This window comes from Streptomyces sp. NPDC094034, from assembly GCF_040303865.1.
Taxonomy (GTDB): domain Bacteria; phylum Actinomycetota; class Actinomycetes; order Streptomycetales; family Streptomycetaceae; genus Streptomyces.
The window spans coordinates 83,691-99,020 of record NZ_JBEOUD010000015.1; the positions used below are offsets into that span (position 1 = coordinate 83,691).

16 protein-coding genes are annotated in these 15,330 nt (G+C 71.6%); 8 read left to right on the forward strand and 8 right to left on the reverse strand.

Translation table 11 applies throughout. The features are described 5' to 3' along the window. Positions 1-126 precede the first annotated feature (126 nt). Positions 127-516, forward strand: a complete 390-nt coding sequence (trxA, locus tag ABTZ59_RS16200; protein WP_351396890.1) for a thioredoxin — start codon at positions 127-129, stop codon at positions 514-516. A gap of 77 nt (positions 517-593) precedes the next feature. Here the strand turns inward: trxA and ABTZ59_RS16205 are convergent, their stop codons facing one another. From ABTZ59_RS16205 to ABTZ59_RS16215, 3 genes are all read right to left on the reverse strand, one after another. Beyond that, positions 594-2,030, reverse strand: coding sequence for an aldehyde dehydrogenase family protein (locus tag ABTZ59_RS16205; protein ID WP_351396893.1), 1,437 nt, complete (start codon positions 2,028-2,030; stop codon positions 594-596). Between the two features lie 222 nt (positions 2,031-2,252). Beyond that, positions 2,253-3,443 carry a thiolase family protein gene (locus ABTZ59_RS16210; RefSeq protein ID WP_351396896.1) on the reverse strand — a complete coding sequence of 397 codons (1,191 nt, stop codon included), beginning with the start codon at positions 3,441-3,443 and terminating at the stop codon, positions 2,253-2,255. 222 nt (positions 3,444-3,665) lie between these two features. Continuing rightward, the gene (locus ABTZ59_RS16215; RefSeq protein ID WP_351396899.1) at positions 3,666-3,935 is read right to left on the reverse strand and encodes a hypothetical protein; all 270 of its coding nucleotides are present in this window, start codon (positions 3,933-3,935) and stop codon (positions 3,666-3,668) included. Between the two features lie 193 nt (positions 3,936-4,128). Between ABTZ59_RS16215 and ABTZ59_RS16220 the strand changes: the two genes are divergently transcribed. Further along, positions 4,129-4,827 carry an alpha/beta fold hydrolase gene (locus ABTZ59_RS16220; protein ID WP_351396902.1) on the forward strand — a complete coding sequence of 233 codons (699 nt, stop codon included), beginning with the start codon at positions 4,129-4,131 and terminating at the stop codon, positions 4,825-4,827. Between the two features lie 93 nt (positions 4,828-4,920). Next, positions 4,921-5,400 carry a type II toxin-antitoxin system PemK/MazF family toxin gene (locus ABTZ59_RS16225; RefSeq protein WP_351397098.1) on the forward strand — a complete coding sequence of 160 codons (480 nt, stop codon included), beginning with the start codon at positions 4,921-4,923 and terminating at the stop codon, positions 5,398-5,400. Here ABTZ59_RS16225 and ABTZ59_RS16230 read toward each other — a convergent pair. After that, positions 5,375-6,331 carry a TIGR02452 family protein gene (locus ABTZ59_RS16230; protein ID WP_351396905.1) on the reverse strand — a complete coding sequence of 319 codons (957 nt, stop codon included), beginning with the start codon at positions 6,329-6,331 and terminating at the stop codon, positions 5,375-5,377. The two genes, ABTZ59_RS16225 and ABTZ59_RS16230, sit on opposite strands and share 26 nt — an antisense overlap. 172 nt (positions 6,332-6,503) lie before the next feature. Between ABTZ59_RS16230 and egtA the strand changes: the two genes are divergently transcribed. From egtA to egtD, 4 genes are read left to right on the forward strand one after another with little or no spacing between them, the layout of a single operon-like run. Continuing rightward, positions 6,504-7,778 carry an ergothioneine biosynthesis glutamate--cysteine ligase EgtA gene (gene egtA / locus ABTZ59_RS16235; protein ID WP_351396908.1) on the forward strand — a complete coding sequence of 425 codons (1,275 nt, stop codon included), beginning with the start codon at positions 6,504-6,506 and terminating at the stop codon, positions 7,776-7,778. A gap of 17 nt (positions 7,779-7,795) precedes the next feature. Further along, positions 7,796-9,124 (forward strand): ergothioneine biosynthesis protein EgtB, encoded by a 1,329-nt coding sequence (egtB, locus tag ABTZ59_RS16240; RefSeq protein ID WP_351397101.1) that lies wholly within the window; start codon positions 7,796-7,798, stop codon positions 9,122-9,124. Then, positions 9,124-10,053: a class II glutamine amidotransferase domain-containing protein gene (locus ABTZ59_RS16245; protein WP_351396911.1), complete on the forward strand. Its 930-nt coding sequence runs from the start codon at positions 9,124-9,126 to the stop codon at positions 10,051-10,053. Before egtB ends, ABTZ59_RS16245 begins: the two co-directional genes overlap by 1 nt. Next, complete coding sequence (egtD, locus tag ABTZ59_RS16250) at positions 10,050-11,012, forward strand: L-histidine N(alpha)-methyltransferase (protein WP_351396914.1); 963 nt, start codon at positions 10,050-10,052, stop codon at positions 11,010-11,012. The genes ABTZ59_RS16245 and egtD overlap by 4 nt, the downstream gene beginning before the upstream one ends. Here egtD and ABTZ59_RS16255 read toward each other — a convergent pair. The 3 genes from ABTZ59_RS16255 to ABTZ59_RS16265 form a co-directional block, all read right to left on the reverse strand. Then, on the reverse strand, positions 10,907-11,854 hold the full coding sequence (locus ABTZ59_RS16255; RefSeq protein WP_351396917.1) for a lysophospholipid acyltransferase family protein: 948 nt from the start codon (positions 11,852-11,854) through the stop codon (positions 10,907-10,909). The genes egtD and ABTZ59_RS16255 overlap by 106 nt on opposite strands. Then, positions 11,851-12,651 (reverse strand): GNAT family N-acetyltransferase, encoded by an 801-nt coding sequence (locus tag ABTZ59_RS16260; protein ID WP_351396919.1) that lies wholly within the window; start codon positions 12,649-12,651, stop codon positions 11,851-11,853. Before ABTZ59_RS16260 ends, ABTZ59_RS16255 begins: the two co-directional genes overlap by 4 nt. Before the next feature lie 304 nt (positions 12,652-12,955). Continuing rightward, positions 12,956-14,206: an extracellular solute-binding protein gene (locus tag ABTZ59_RS16265; RefSeq protein ID WP_351396920.1), complete on the reverse strand. Its 1,251-nt coding sequence runs from the start codon at positions 14,204-14,206 to the stop codon at positions 12,956-12,958. A gap of 251 nt (positions 14,207-14,457) precedes the next feature. Between ABTZ59_RS16265 and ABTZ59_RS16270 the strand changes: the two genes are divergently transcribed. Further along, a complete protein-coding gene (locus tag ABTZ59_RS16270) occupies positions 14,458-14,673 on the forward strand; it encodes a dodecin (protein WP_351396924.1) in 216 nt (71 codons plus the stop codon). A 40-nt stretch (positions 14,674-14,713) separates the two neighbouring features. Here ABTZ59_RS16270 and ABTZ59_RS16275 read toward each other — a convergent pair whose 3' ends face one another. Beyond that, complete coding sequence (locus tag ABTZ59_RS16275; RefSeq protein ID WP_351397104.1) at positions 14,714-15,202, reverse strand: phosphatase domain-containing protein; 489 nt, start codon at positions 15,200-15,202, stop codon at positions 14,714-14,716. Positions 15,203-15,330: the final 128 nt, after the last annotated feature.

Consider the following 15,330-nt stretch of genomic DNA (forward strand, 5'->3'; position numbering starts at 1 on the left):
GGTCAGTCTGGTGCGCGGCGGGTCGCATGGCCACACGATCTTCGGGCAGCAGCCAGGAATACGGCGGTGACCCACACGGTTGTCGCAGGCGCCGTAACCCGGAGAGTCAGGAAGAGGTATCAGGCAATGGCCACTGTGGAACTCACCAAGGAGAACTTCGACCGGACGGTGTCGGAGAACGACTTCATCCTGATCGACTTCTGGGCTTCCTGGTGCGGTCCGTGCCGCCAGTTCGCCCCGGTCTACGAGAAGGCCTCGGAGCGCCACGAGGACCTGGTCTTCGCCAAGGTCGACACGGAGGCTCAGCAGGAGCTGGCCGCCGCGTTCGAGATCCGCTCGATCCCGACGCTGATGATCGTCCGGGACAATGTCGCGGTGTTCGCCCAGCCCGGCGCGCTGCCCGAGACGGCCCTGGAGGATGTGATCGGACAGGCCCGCGCGCTGGACATGGACGAGGTGCGCAAGTCGGTGGCCGAGGCCGAGGCGAGGGCCAAGAACGGCGAAGCCGCGCAGTGACCGGAGGCGCCCGGTGACCGACGGCGCCCGGCGACGGGCAACCGGCGACCGGCAACCCGACAACCCGGCAACCGGGTCTAGAACGGATGCCCCGCCGGCTCGCGCCGTACGGTCGTCCAGCGCAGCTCGGTGAACGCGTCCAGATTGGCCTCACCGCCGAATCGCGCGCCCGTGCCCGACGCGGCGGTGCCCCCGAAGGGTGCGACCGCCTCGTCATTGACCGTCTGGTCGTTGATGTGCGCGATACCCGTGGGGATACGGTCCGCGAGCTCCAGACCGAGGGCCGTGTCGCGGGTGACAATGCCCAGGGAGAGTCCGTACGGGCCGGCCGCCGCCAGCGCGGCCGCCTCGTCGAGGGTCGCGAAGGACCGGACGGGCGCCACCGGCCCGAAGACCTCCTCCGTATAGGCGGGCGTGTGGTCGTCGGCCTCCGCGAGCACGGTCGGGCGGTAGAAGAGACCCTGGTGGGTGCCGCCGGCGGCGACCCTGGCGCCGGCCGCCGCGCTCGCCTCCACCAGCCTGTCGATCCTGGCCAGTTGGCCCGCGTCGATGACCGGACCGAGATGGACCGGCTCGCGGTACGGGTCGCCGACGGTCAGTGACTGGGCCTTGGCGGCGAGCCGTTCGACGTACTCCTCGTACAACGAGGCGTGGACGAGATGCCGCCCGGTGGTCATACAGATCTGGCCCTGGTGGAAGAACGATCCCCATACCGCCTGTGCCACCGCCGCCTCGACATCCGCGTCCGCCAGCACGACGAGCGCGGAGTTGCCGCCCAGTTCCAGATGGGCGCGCTTGAGATGACGGCCCGCGGCCTCCCCGACCGCGCGCCCGGCGGCCGTGGAGCCGGTGAAGGAGATCACCCGTACCCGCTCGTCGGTGACCAGCGCCCGTCCGGTCTCCGCGCCCGCGGGCAGGATGTGCAGCAGCCCCTCCGGCAGACCCGCCTCGGCGAGGACCGCGGCGAGCGAGAGGCCACCGCAGACGGCGGTACGCGGATCGGGCTTGAGCAGCACCGCGTTGCCCAGCGCCAGGGCCGGTGCGACGGACCGTATGGAGAGGATCAGCGGGGCGTTGAACGGCGCGATGACCCCCACCACCCCCGCGGGGACCCGCCGGGTGTAGGAGAGCCGGGGCTCCTCGCTGGGCAGCAGTTGGCCGGTGGGCCGGGAGGCGAGCGCCGCGGCCTCGTAACACTCCTGGGCGGCGACACGCAGTTCGAAGTCCGCCTTGCCCGGGACCGAGCCCGACTCGCGTACCAGCCAGTCGCGCAGTTCGGCGGCGTGCTCGGTGAACAGGTCACCGGCGCGGCGCAGTACACCGGCCCGGACGTGATACGGCGTGTCCGACCATGCCTCCCGCGCGTCCCGCGCCGCTCGCGAGGCGGCCGTGACGTCCTCCGGCGAGGCTAACGCGACCGTCGCCAGCGTGTCGCCGGTCGCGGGTTCGACCACGGCCGACTCACCGCCCGAGAGTCCGACGGGCTGCCACGTCTTGGGGTCGAGCAAGGACATGAAGGCTCTCCACTCGGTCGGTGGGTCAGTCGGTGGGTCAGTCGGTCGGTCAGTCGGTCGATCGGTCTGCTTCCGGGCAAGTCCCTCGCGACGCATGGCCAGTTCGGGCAGTTCGGCCGGTTCCGTGCCGGTGATCCCGACGGTGGGTACGCACGCGGGTACGCGCACACCGCGCCCCCGTCAGCACTCGGCGCTCGACGCTCGGCGCTCCGCACTCAGCGCTCAGCGCTCCAGAACGAGCGCGAGCCCCTGCCCCACACCGATACAGAGCGCCGCGAGGCCCGTGCCCGAACCCGCCGCGGCGAGCTGGTGGGCGACGGATCCGGCCAGCCGGGCGCCGGAGGCACCCAGCGGATGGCCGATGGCGATCGCCCCGCCCCGCGGGTTGACCACGGCCGGATCGAGTCCTGGCCATTCGGCGAGGCAGCCCAACGACTGGGCGGCGAAGGCCTCGTTGAGTTCGAACGTGGTCAGCTCGCCGAGCGTACGGCCCGCCTTGGCCAGCGCCCGCTGGACCGCCTCGACCGGGCCGAGGCCGAAGAGCTGCGGCTCGACGCCGGTGACCGCCGAGGCCCGGATCCGGGCGAGCGGTTCACGGCCCGTCTCCCGCAGCCCGGTCTCGTCGACGAGGAGCAGCGCGGCGGCGCCGTCGTTGAGCGGCGAGGCGTTACCCGCCGTCACGGTCCCGGTCCCGTCCGTACGGAAGGACGGCTTCAGCTTGGCGAGCGCCTCCATGGAGGTGTTGTCCCGAATGCATTCGTCACGGACCAGGTCCACCCCGTCGTACGGGACGACCTCGCCGTCGTAGAGACCCTTGGCCCAGGCGTCGGCGGCCTTGCGGTGGCTGGCGAGGGCGAACGCGTCCTGCTGCTCCCGGGTGATCGTGTGCTTGTCCGCGATCAGTTCGGCGCCCTCGCCGAGCGGAACCGTCCACTGCGCGGGCATCGCGGGGTTGGTCATGCGCCAGCCCAGGGTGGTCGAGTGCAGCTGCTGATGGCCGGCGGGGAAGGCCCGCTCCGGCTTCTGGAGGACCCAGGGCGCGCGGGACATCGACTCGACCCCGCCCGCCACGGCGACGGACGCGTCACCGAGGGCGATCGCGCGGGCGGCCTGGATGACCGCTTCGAGGCCGGAGCCGCAGAGCCGGTTGACGGTCACCCCCGGGACGGACACCGGCAGTCCGGCGAGCAGCACGGCCATGCGCGCCACATCGCGGTTGTCCTCGCCCGCGCCGTTGGCGTCCCCGAACACGACGTCGTCGATCCTGCCGGGGTCGAGCGCCGGCGAACGGTCCACCAGGGCTTTCAGCACGTGGGCGGCGAGATCGTCGGGACGTACCGAGGAGAGGGCACCCCCGAACCTGCCGATCGGAGTACGGACGGCGTCGACGACATAGACGTCGCGGATGGTCATCGGATCTCCGGCTTCTCTCCCAGGGCCTGACCGTGGTGACGGCGGGGGCGATTGCTCCCCCTGTCGCCCCCGCCCATCAGGGTGTTCGCCTGGTGAACGATGGTTCACAATGGTCTGGCCAGAGTCTCTGCGCACAGACGATCGCTGTCAACGGTCGGCACCGTTCGAGGTGGCGGCGTATGGCCACGCGCTGGTCGACCAGGAGTTGTGGGCCGCGGGGCCTCAGCCGGCCGGAGCGTCGACCACGCGGACCGACAGGCCGTAGTCCACTTCGTAGCCGTCGATCAGCAGCGCTTCGACCGTGCGGGTCTCGGGGTCGATATCGGCCTCCATGCCGTTGCCCGCGTACCGCGGATAGCCGGAGGCCCCCGTTTCGCCCGTCGCCTCGACGAGCGCCGAGCGCAGGGCGTTCGCCGCGGTGGGCGGCCCTTCGTCGCCCTCCGTGAACTCGGCTACCAGCAGGATCTCGAAGCGCGGCGGAACGGTCTTCATACCTCCGACGCTAGCCACCCCGGCACGGCGACGCATGTCGCCGCCTCCCGGCCGACGGGCCGCTCGGTTGACTGGGCCATGGCAGCCGGTATCTTTCCTGACCGGTCCGCGCGGGTCCGGCGGACGGCCCGACCAGCACGGCCACACCCAAGAGCGAACCGGCACGACCGAGCGATCCCGGAAGGCATGCACTGTGCGACTCCACACCCACACCTGGGGCGAGGGCGACCGCGTCGCGCTCCTGATCCACGGCATCATGGCCGACCACCGCACCTGGCGCCGCGTCGGCCCCGCCCTCGCGGCTCGCGGCCTGCGTGTGATCGCCGTCGATCTGCGCGGCCATGGTGCCACCGGCCGCGGTGACTACGGCATGGAGCGGTTCGCCGACGACCTTGTGGAGACGCTGCCGACCGGAGCGGAGGTGGCGATCGGCCACTCCCTCGGCGGGCTCGCGCTCTCGCTCGCCGTGGAACGGCTGGCCCCGGGGCGCGCCGTCTACTCCGACCCGGCCTGGTGTCTGCCGCGCCTTGAGGAGGAGTTGGCCGGGCCACGGGCGCTGGCCCGCGCCAAGACACTGTCACGGGAGGAGATCACGGCACTGAACCCCCGGTGGGAGACCGAGGACATAGACCTGGAGCTGGAGACCCTCGCGGTCTGGGACGAGAACACCGCGTTCGGTCTCGCCCCGGCGTTCGGCGCCGATCTGCTGCCGGCCGCGCCCTTCGTCCCCTCGCTCGTCCAGCTCGCCGGTCCGAGCGTCATGATCTCCCCGGCGAACGCGGCGGAGTTGGAGCGGCGCGGCTTTCATGTCCGTACGGTGGAGGGCGCCGGGCACACCATCCACCGCGACGACTTCGACGGGTTCATGGCCTCCCTGGACGGCTGGATCTGACCCGGAACCGCCGGTCCGGGCGGGTCCTTGCCCAGCCCGGGGAGGGACCCGCGCCGCGGCGTACGCGGCGGACGATCTAACGTCATCCGGATGATGTCCTTCTCCGACGCCGGCAGCGGCGACCGTACCCGTGACAGCGGCGACTTCGACTCCCCGGGCCGTGGTGGCCCGGCCGCCACGACCGAGGCCCGGCCCCGGGACGTGGGCCGGGTCCGCACCTCGTACGCGCCGGAGCACGACGGTGATCCCGACCCCGGCGAGATCGTCTGGACCTGGGTGCCCTTCGAGGAGAACGACGGGCGCGGCAAGGACCGTCCGGTGCTGGTGGTCGCCCGGGAGGCGGCCGGCACGCTGCTCGCCGTGCAGCTCTCCAGCAAGCGTCACAACCGGGACCGCGAATGGGTGCCGATCGGGGTCGGACCGTGGGACCGCGCGGGCCGTGAGTCCTGGGTGAATGTGGACCGCGTGCTGCGCGTCCACGAGAAGGGCATGCGGCGCGAGGCCTGCGCGCTGGACCGCGGGCGCTTCAATCTGGTCGTCAACCGGCTCAGGGAGCTGTACGGCTGGCGCTGAGGGGCACCGTCGCCGCGCCTGTGTCCGCGGCCGTGCGGTCCGCGAACACCCGCCGGAACGCCCCCACCGTGGTCCCGTTCGGAGTCCGGTCGAGCACCGCGAAGACCGTCTCGTCGAAGTGGTCCGTGAACCGGCCGCCGCCGGTGAGCAGCGCCCGGAACACCCGCGCGACCTGATCGGGGTCGTTGCGGAAGACCCCGCAGCCCCAGGCGCCCAGCACCAGCCGCCGGTAGCCGCGCTCCGCCGCCGTCTCCAGCACCCGTTCGGCGCGGCGGGCGAGCGCGGCCGGAACGCGGTGGACCTCGGCGGGGGCGTTCCGGGCGATCACGCCCGCGTTCGGCGCGGGCGAGGTGAGGAACCCGACCCGGTACGGCGTGTCGAGCAGCCGGCCCCGGTCGTCGCGGAAAACGGGCACACCGGGTGAGTGGATCACCCGGTCCGTGTAGAAGGGGCTGCGGTCCGCTCGGTGGTGGGCGTAGAACTCGGGCACGCTCAGTAGCGTCGTATACAGCGCGGAGGCCCGGCACAGGGCTTCTTCCTGGGCCTGCGCGCCGTTGAGATACCCGCCGCCCGGGTTGCGCGCGGAGGAGAAGTTGAGGACGGCGACCGGTCCGGAACCCGCCTCCGTCAGCCGCCGTGCCGCCTCCAGGCTGCTCTCGCCGGTGACCTCGATGACCGGTACGCGGGCCGCCGGGCCGGTGGCCCCGCCCCCGTCCGGAGCAGTGCCCGTCGCCCGGTCCCGCGCGGGCGCCGTCCCCCTGTCCGTGGCCGACGCGAGCGGAACCGGCTCGGGCCCGTACATCCGGGTCCCGGCGACCGCCGCGTCCACGGCCTTACGAATCCGCACGTCACGGCCGTCTTCCGTACGGTAGCCGCCCGTTCGGACGATCTCTTCTGTTTCTTTCGCGATCCCCCGCAGCCGTGCGCTCATACGGAAATCCTGCGTGGACGACCCCGTTCGGGGCAATCGGATTTCTGACGAAACGATGACCTCGGGGGCACTCTTGTGCGAAGCGGCGAGAGTGGCTTTAGGTTGGACGAAGCGCTTCGCCCCCGACCCGGGAGCGGAGTCCGGTCACGGTCTTCGACAGGAGGATCCGGCCATGCCATCCGACGGTTTCACCGATGAGGGAACACCACTCGGCGAGGACGACGCCGAGGATCTACTACGCGGTATCTGTTTCAAGACGGGCCCGCCCCGCACCGTAGGTGTGGAACTGGAATGGCTCGTGCACGACCTGCGCTCCCCGGAAAGAGCGGTCCCGGCCCACCGCCTCAGAGAGGCGTACGAAGGGCTTCGGACCCTGCGTCTCGCATCGGCACTCACCTTCGAACCCGGCGGCCAGCTGGAGCTCAGCTCCCCGCCCGCCGCGTCACTGATGGAGTGCATCACCACCACCGCCGCGGATCTGGACACCGTACGCCCGGCGCTGCGTACGGCGGGACTCGCGCTCGCGGGTCTCGGACAGGACCCCTGGCACTCCCCGCATCGCCTGCTGCGTGAGCCGCGCTACGACGCGATGGAGACCTATCTCGACCGGATCGGTCCGGCCGGACGCGCCATGATGCGGACGACGGCCTCCATCCAGGTGTGTCTGGACGCGGGCCACGAGGAGCCGGGGCCGCTCGGTTACGGCCGGCGCTGGCAACTCGCCCATCTGCTGGGCGCGGTGCTGGTCGCCGCCTTCGCCAACTCCCCCATGAGCGAACGCAGACCGACCGGCTGGCGCTCCACCCGGCAGGCGATGTGGGCACAACTGGACCCGGCCCGTACGGCCGCGCCCTCGGCGCGGTACGAGCCGCGTACCGCCTGGGCCGCGCATGCCCTGGACGCACCGGTGATGTGCATCCGGGCGGAGAAGGGGCCCTGGCCGGTACCCGACGGGCTGACGTTTCGCGAGTGGATGCGGTCGGGAGTACCGCGTCCGCCGGTGCGCGCGGATCTCGACTACCACCTGACGACGCTCTTTCCGCCCGTCCGGCCGCGTGGTCATCTGGAGTTGCGGATGATCGACGCCCAGCCGGGTGAGGACGGCTGGATGGTGCCGCTCGCCGTCACCACCGCGCTGTTCGACGATCCGGAGGCGTCGGAGACCGTCTATCGCACCGTCAAACCGCTGGCGGAGACCGCGGGTTCGCTGCCCGCGCCCCGCAATCTCCTCTGGGCCAACGCGGCGCGGCACGCGCTGAGCGACCCGGAGCTGCACGCGGCGGCGATCGTCTGTTTCGCCGTCGCCCAGGAAGCACTCCCGCGCATCGGTGCCACGCGGGCCGTACAGGACGGGGTCGCGGCCTTCAACGACCGCTATGTCGTGCCCGGCCGATGTCCCGCCGATGATCTGCGCGTCTCTGTGAACGGGAAGGACCCCAGGACATGACCGACTCCGCGAAGACCATGGACGGCGCGGAAAGCGCGGAAGCCGTCGAGATACCCGCGGAGCGGCTTCGGCGGCGCGCCGTCGAGGCCCTGACGGCCGCCCGGGACCGTACCGCTCTGCTGACCTCCTGCGTCGACGACCACGAGCTGACCGCGCAGCACTCACCGCTGATGTCCCCGCTGGTCTGGGATCTGGCGCATATCGGCAACCAGGAAGAGCAGTGGCTGGTGCGGACGGTCGCGGGACGCGACGCCATCCGCCCGGAGATCGACTCCGTCTACGACGCCTTCGAGCATCCCCGGTCGGCACGGCCCACGCTGCCGCTGCTGCCGCCCGCCGAGGCACGCGCCTACGCCTCCGACGTACGCGGCAGGGTGCTCGACATCATCGAGCGCACCCCGCTGCACGGCGGTCCGCTGCTGACCGCCGGGTTCGCCTTCGGGATGATCGCCCAGCACGAGCAGCAGCACGACGAGACGATGCTCATCACCCACCAGCTACGGAAGGGCCCCGCCGCGCTGACCGCGCCCCCGCCGCCCGCCGGGGACACCACCGGACTCCCCGCCGAAGTGCTCGTACCCGCCGGGCCCTTCACGATGGGCACCTCCACCGAGCCCTGGGCGCTGGACAACGAGCGCCCGGCGCATCAGCGGCTCGTCCCCGCCTTCTTCATCGACACGGTGCCGGTGACCAACGGTGCCTATCAGCACTTCATCGACGACGGCGGCTATACGGACGGACGCTGGTGGGCGCCGGCCGGCTGGGAACAGATCCGTACGCACGGCATCGGCGCTCCGCAGTTCTGGCGGCGCGAGGGCGGGCAGTGGCTGCGCCGCGCGTTCGGGGTGGTGGAGCCGGTGCCCGCGGACGAGCCGGTGCTCCATGTCAGCTGGTACGAGGCCGACGCGTACGCCCGCTGGGCGGGGCGGCGGCTGCCGAGCGAGGAGGAGTGGGAGAAGGCCGCCCGCCACGACCCGCTCTCCGGCCGGTCGCTGCGGTATCCGTGGGGGGACGACGAGGCCACCCCGGAGCGGGCCAATCTCGGCCAGCGCCATCTGCGGCCGGCCCCGGCGGGCAGCTATCCGCGGGGCGCCTCCCCACTCGGCGTACGGCAGTTGATCGGGGACGTCTGGGAGTGGACGTCGAGTGATTTCCTGCCCTATCCGGGGTTCGCCGCCTTCCCGTACCGCGAGTACTCGGAGGTGTTCTTCGGCAGCGCCCACAAGGTGCTGCGGGGCGGATCGTTCGGGGCGGACGCGGTGGCCTGCCGGGGCACGTTCCGCAACTGGGATCTGCCGGTGCGCCGCCAGATCTTCTCCGGCTTCCGTACCGCGAGGGATGTCTGATGTGCCGCCATCTCGCCCGGCTGGGGCCGCCGGTGACGCTCGGTGAGGTGCTGGTCGCGCCGCCGCACGCGCTGTTCCGGCAGTCCTGGGCGCCGCGCCGGCAGCGCAACGGCACGGTCAACGCGGATGGCTTCGGGGTGGGGTGGTACGCGGACGGCGATCCGCTGCCCGCGCGCTACCGGCGCGCGCGGCCCATCTGGAGCGACCTCGGATTCACCGATCTGGCGCGGGTGATACGTACCGGCGCCCTGCTCGCCGCGGTACGTGACGCGACCGAGCCGGGCGCCGACGGGGAGGCCGCCGCCGCGCCGTTCGCCGACGGACCATGGCTGTTCAGCCACAACGGCTCGGTCGGCGGCTGGCCCGGCAGTCTCGCGGCGGCGGCCGCGTCCCTCCCCGCCGAGGAACTGCTCACCCTGGCGGCCCGCAATGATTCCGCCCTGGTGTGGGCGCTGCTGCTGCACCGGCTGCGGGCCGGTGACGAACCAGGGCCTGAGCAGCGGGTCTTCGCGGGCCCGCGGCGCCCGGCACCGCACCTAGCCGCGTTGTCGGAGTCGGAGTCGCCCAAGTACGTCCAGTACATGGGCGATCCTCCGCCGTGCGATGCACGGCACCGGACGCCGCGGGCTGATCCAGGAAGATCCGCCGCACAGGCCCTGGGCCAGGCGCTCGGCGACACCGTCCTCGATGTCGCCGCCGCCGCGCCCGACTCCCGGCTCAATCTGCTGCTCACCGACGGCGAGCGGATCGCCGCGACCGCGTGGGGGGACACCCTCTGGTATCTCACCGACCCCGGGGGCCATCGGACCGTGGTGGCCTCCGAGCCGTACGACGACGACGCGCGCTGGCACGAGGTCCCCGACCGCACCCTGCTCGTGGCGACCCGCGACGACGTGCAGTTGTCCCCTCTCAAGGAGCCACCCGAGTGAGCCCGTTCCTGCTGACCCGCACCCTGCCCGAGGACGCCACGGACGCCGCTCTGCGCGCCGATGTGCTCCAGGGGCTGACCCGTACCCCCAAGGTGCTGCCTCCCAAGTGGTTCTACGACTCCCGGGGCAGCGAACTGTTCGAGGAGATCACCAGGCTGCCCGAGTACTACCCGACCCGCGCCGAGCGGGAGATCCTGCTCGCCCGGGCGCCGGAGATCGCGGCGGCGACGGGGGCGCGGACCCTCGTCGAGCTGGGCTCCGGATCGTCCGAGAAGACCCGTCATCTGCTGGACGCGCTCACCGGTCTGCACAGCTATGTGCCGGTGGATGTCAGCGAGAGCGCGCTGACCGGGGCCGCGCGGTCCCTGCTCGCCGAGCACCCGGGGCTCCAGGTGCACGCGCTGATCGCCGACTTCACCGAGGGGCTGGCGCTGCCCGACACCCCGGGCCCCCGGCTGGTCGCGTTCCTCGGCGGCACGATCGGCAATCTGCTGCCGGCGGAGCGCGCGTCGTTCCTGGCGTCGGTCCGGGGACTGCTCGCGCCAGGCGACGCGCTGCTGCTCGGTACGGACCTGGTCAAGGACGAGTCCGTACTGGTCAGGGCGTACGACGACGCGGCCGGGGTGACGGCCGCCTTCAACAAGAACGTCCTCACCGTCATCAACCGGGAGCTGGGCGCCGACTTCGATCCGCGTGACTTCGACCATGTGGCGCTCTGGGACGCCCAGGACGAGTGGATCGAGATGCGGCTGCGAGCGCGCCGGGACCTCACGGCGAAGGTCCCGGAGCTGGATCTGGTGGTGCACTTCGCGGCCGGCGAGGAGGTGCGTACGGAGGTGTCGGCGAAGTTCCGTCAGGAGCGGGTCCGCACCGAACTCGCCGAGGCCGGAATGGAGCTGGCGCACTGGTGGACGGATGAGGAGGGCCGGTTCGCGTTGTCGCTCGCGACCGTTGTGTGAGGGACACCGGCCATGACCGCGGTCCGGGCGACGCCGTCGTCCCTGACCGTGCCGGCGATGCCCGACCGGGCGTCCCGGGCCAGCTCGCGGCGGTCGGTGTGGCGCCCGGCGGGGATCAGTGGGAGGACCGTGATCTCCGCCGTGAGCCCGCCGGCCGTCACGACCCGCCACAGCGAGGCGGTGATGGTGTCGTCCCCGACGAACGCCGGGGCGCCGGACGGCTCCCCGTCGGGTGCGCGGTAGGTGATACGTACCGGGCGGACGGCGGCGTTCGCGTCCAGCGCCGCCTGGAAGACCGCGCTGGTGAACCGGCCGTGCTCGCGCCCGCACCAGGTGCAGGCCTCGGGGAAGACGATCACCCGCGAGCCGGCGGTGAGCGCGGTGGACAGGGTCCGTACGGTCGTGGGCAGCGCCCGCAGCCGCTCCCGCTCCACGAACAGGGTCCCGCCCAGCGCGGCCAGCGCGCCCAGCAGAGGCCAGCTCCGTATCTCGCTCTTGGCCAGCATCCGTCCCGGGAAGACCGCCGCGAGGAGCGGTATGTCCAGCCAGGAGACATGGTTGGCGACGACCAGCGTCCCTGGGCCGCGCCCCGGCGGGGGCTCCCCCACCACGCGGACGCGCAGTCCGAAGAGCCGGAGGGCCATGCGCGCCCAGCGCCGGGTGAGCCAGTCCCGTGCCGCCCCTCCCAGGAGAGTGAGGAAGGGAGCCACCAGCGCACCCGCCAGGACGAGACCGACCCCCGCGAGCAGCCGCAGGGACCCGATCAGCACTCCGACCGAGGGTCCCTGGTGGGTGGAGCAGTCACGCGGGGTGCAGGGCGCTGTCGGCAGCCAGGCGCTCATGCGCTGGGGGCGAGCGAGAGGAAGTGCCGCAGGTAGCGCGGGTTGGTGCGGCGCATCGACAGCAGCACGTACAGGTCGGCGACGCCGAACTCCGGGTCGTGCGCGGGCGCGCCGCACACCCAGGCCCCGAGCCGCAGATAGCCGCGGAGCAGCGGCGGCAGCTCCGAGGGCTTGGCAGCGGCGGCGGACGCGTCCGGGGTCCAGAGGCGGTGCGGGGTGACCCAGTACTCCTCCGGCGCGAGGTGCTTCTCCTTCACGGTGCTCCAGGTCGAGGCGGCGAGCGCGCCACCGTCGGCGAGCGGGACGGAGCAGCAGCCGGCCAGCCAGTTGTAGCCGGTGTCGGTCATATAGCGGGCGAGCCCGGCCCAGATCAGGGCGATGACACCGCCGGTGCGGTGCAGGGGGTGGACGCAGGAGCGGCCGACCTCTACCAGATCGTGACGGATCGGGGCGAGCCGGGAGAGGTCGAACTCGCTGTCGGAGTAGATCCGTCCGGCGGCTTTGGCGCGCTCGGGCGGCAGCAGCCGGTACGTGCCGACGACCTCGCCGGTGCTCTCCTCGCGTACCAGCAGGTGGTCGCAGTACGCGTCGAATTCGTCGACGTCCAGTCCCGGTTCCGGGCCGTCGAGCCGGGCGCCCATCTCACCGGCGAAGACCAGGTGGCGTAGCCGTTGCGCGGCCCGGACGTCCTCCTGGTCACGGGCGAGGGACACGATGTAGCGCGGCTCCGCGGCGCCGGTGGCCGTCCCGGGGGCGGGCGCGGCGGCGACGAGGGGAGCGGGTGCGATGGCGGACATGTGGACTCCTGTGCCGGTAGGGAAGGCAGGCCGCCGGGGTCCGCCGCTCGCGCGACGGGCCCGGCACCTAGTTTCTTCCGTGGCCGACTGGATTTGACATGACCACTCGGAGGAGAACGGATGTGGGACGGCTGAATGCCGGGAGCGCGCCGTGCCGGGGTCGGCGCCCGGTACGCCCCCGGGAAACGCGGCCCGCCCCGTGAGGGACCCCCGACGCACCGTAAGAGCAGCTGGACGAATCGGTGGAAATCATGAGCGGATCGCGGGGAACCCGGGCGTAACCGCGGGAAACCCGGAACGGTCCTCAGCCGGAGAGCAGCTCCGCGCTGATCATCTCCGAGGCCGTCTTCGCCGACTCCTCCGGGTCCCCGCCCTCAAGGACGGCCGTCATATACGGCTTGATCGGGTTGTCGGCCTCGACGCTCGCCCACTGCGGGGAGTTCGGGGTGGCCCGCCCCCGTGCGGCGCCCTCGGCCATCGCGGCCGCGCTCGCGTCGCCGCGGATGACCCCGGCGAGGGTCGTCTTGTTCGGTACGTAGCTCATCGTCCGGGCGAGATCCGTCTGCCAGACCTCGCCCGCCAGCGCCTTGACCACCTCGACTGCGGCGGAGTGATGGCTGGAGTTCTTCGGCACGATCAGATCGGAGCCACCGGTGAAGACGGCCCCCGGCTCATCGGCGGTCTTGCCCGGAATGGGGAAGAAGCCGAGCTTGCCCTTCAGTTCGGGGTTCTTCTCCTCGATGATCCGTGCCGAGCTGGGGGTGGAGATGATCTGCGCGACATCGCCCTTGGCGAAGATCTCGGCCTGCGGGGGCTTGGCCTCGTCGGAGTTCTTCGGTCCGTTGCCCAGCGACTGGAGGTCCTTGTAGAAGTCCATGCCTCGCAGCGCGGCGGGCGTGTGGATCGCCCCCTGCCACTCGCCGGCGGACTCGACGGCCAGCTCGCCGCCCTCGTCCCAGATGAACCCGGCCAGGGTGTACCAGTCCTGTCCGGCGAGATAGATGCCCTGGTTCCCGCCGCGGTTCAGCTCAGCGGTGTCGTCCAGCCACTGTTCTCGGGTCTTGGGCGGTTCCTCGATCCCGGCGAGCGCGAACAGATCCTTGTTGTAGATCACGACGCGATTGGCCGCGTACCAGGGGATGCCGAACTGCGCGCCGTTGATACTGCCCGGCTGGGCGAGACCGGGCAGCCAGTCCTCGCTGCCCAGATCCCGTACCGACTCCAGGGTGAGATCGCGCAGATTGCCGCTCTCCGCGTACTGGGCGACCTGGGTGTTGCCGACCTCGATCACATCCGGCGCGTCCTCGCCGTCCAGCGCGGTCATCACCTTCTCGCCGATTCCGGTCCACTCCTGGATCTTGATGTCGAGCTGAACGGACGGATGTTCCTTCTCGTATTCGCTCACGAAGCGCTTGAGGAAGTCGTCCGAGACACTGTCCTTCATCAGCCAGACGGTGACCGTCACGGAGTCGTCCCCACCGGGCAGTACTCCGCAGCCGCAGAGGGCGACGGAGGCCACAAGAGCCACGGAACAGGCGAGAGGGCGGTTCTTCACGTAGGTCAACCTTCTGGCGTGAGGGCACGGTGCAGGAAGAGGGCCCGACGTGGGGGGAGCGAACGGGTTCGCACGGGTGTGTGGGATTTTGGTATGGACCAAACGGTCGGTCAAGTCCCGGAAGCGAACAGAAGGCAGACGGAAGGGGTGGCGGAGGGCCATCCGGCGCCGGAAGTCTCGCGGCCTGCCGCATGGTGGGGCACGGTGATGTGACACCGCGACACCCGTGACGCGTCAGAGGAGAGCGCCCCATGTCCCATCACATCTACCGGGTCACCGAGATCGTCGGCACCTCGCACGAGGGCATCGACGACGCCATCCGCAATGGCATCGCCCGTGCGTCCCAGACGCTGCGGGGTCTGGACTGGTTCGAGATGACGGAGGTACGGGGCCGTATCGTCGACGGCGACATCGAGCACTACCAGGTCGGACTGAAGGTCGGCTTCCGCCTCGACGACGCCGGCTGAGCGGCGGCTGAGCGGCCCGCTGAGCGGCGGCGGGCCACCGTCAGGTGCGGCCCTCGCGCTCCTGCGCGTCCTTCAGAGCCTGTGACGTACTCGCCCAGCGGGCCCGTACGACCCTGAAGCCGGCCCGTTCGGCCGCGTCGCAGACCAGTTCGTCGTCGTCCACCAGCATCCGCACCTCCCGGCGGCCGGCCAGCCTGCGCAGGATCTCCAGTTTCGTCGTGCGCGCGGGCCGCCGGTCGTCGTTCCCACGCATCCAGATCCGCCCCTCGGGCAGTCCGTGCTCGCGCAGCCACGCCACCGTGTCCGCGCGACAGCGCTCCGGACGGCCGGTGAGATACATGACCTCGCACTCCTCGGTGGCTGCCGCCACCATGCGTACGCCGTCGGACAGTGGTGTGTCCTGTCCGGCCGCGCCGAAGAACCCGCTCCAGTCGCGAGGCCTGCGCTCCAGGAAGTGCTGACGGTGTCCGGTCTCCGCCAGCGTGCCGTCCAGGTCGAATATGGCCAGCGGCCTGCTGTTGCCCGTCATCCCGCTCCCCGTTGTCCGTGTCACGTCCGCCAGCCTAAGGGCTGTCCCGTAGGGCGTGTCGTGAGCGACAACGCGTTCGACATCGCGCGCCCGGCCCCGCTAGCCTGCCGCCATGTCCAGTCCCGAGG

Bases quoted from the DNA above. Each gene is read 5' to 3' on its own strand.
- trxA (WP_351396890.1), top strand. From the start codon at position 127: ATGGCCACTGTGGAACTCACCAAGGAGAACTTCGACCGGACGGTGTCG.
- ABTZ59_RS16205 (WP_351396893.1), bottom strand. From the start codon at position 2,030: ATGTCCTTGCTCGACCCCAAGACGTGGCAGCCCGTCGGACTCTCGGGC.
- ABTZ59_RS16210 (WP_351396896.1), bottom strand. From the start codon at position 3,443: ATGACCATCCGCGACGTCTATGTCGTCGACGCCGTCCGTACTCCGATC.
- ABTZ59_RS16215 (WP_351396899.1), bottom strand. From the start codon at position 3,935: ATGAAGACCGTTCCGCCGCGCTTCGAGATCCTGCTGGTAGCCGAGTTC.
- ABTZ59_RS16225 (WP_351397098.1), top strand. From the start codon at position 4,921: ATGTCCTTCTCCGACGCCGGCAGCGGCGACCGTACCCGTGACAGCGGC.
- ABTZ59_RS16230 (WP_351396905.1), bottom strand. From the start codon at position 6,331: ATGAGCGCACGGCTGCGGGGGATCGCGAAAGAAACAGAAGAGATCGTC.
- egtA (WP_351396908.1), top strand. From the start codon at position 6,504: ATGCCATCCGACGGTTTCACCGATGAGGGAACACCACTCGGCGAGGAC.
- egtB (WP_351397101.1), top strand. From the start codon at position 7,796: ATGGACGGCGCGGAAAGCGCGGAAGCCGTCGAGATACCCGCGGAGCGG.
- ABTZ59_RS16245 (WP_351396911.1), top strand. From the start codon at position 9,124: ATGTGCCGCCATCTCGCCCGGCTGGGGCCGCCGGTGACGCTCGGTGAG.
- ABTZ59_RS16255 (WP_351396917.1), bottom strand. From the start codon at position 11,854: ATGAGCGCCTGGCTGCCGACAGCGCCCTGCACCCCGCGTGACTGCTCC.
- ABTZ59_RS16260 (WP_351396919.1), bottom strand. From the start codon at position 12,651: ATGTCCGCCATCGCACCCGCTCCCCTCGTCGCCGCCGCGCCCGCCCCC.
- ABTZ59_RS16270 (WP_351396924.1), top strand. From the start codon at position 14,458: ATGTCCCATCACATCTACCGGGTCACCGAGATCGTCGGCACCTCGCAC.
- ABTZ59_RS16275 (WP_351397104.1), bottom strand. From the start codon at position 15,202: ATGACGGGCAACAGCAGGCCGCTGGCCATATTCGACCTGGACGGCACG.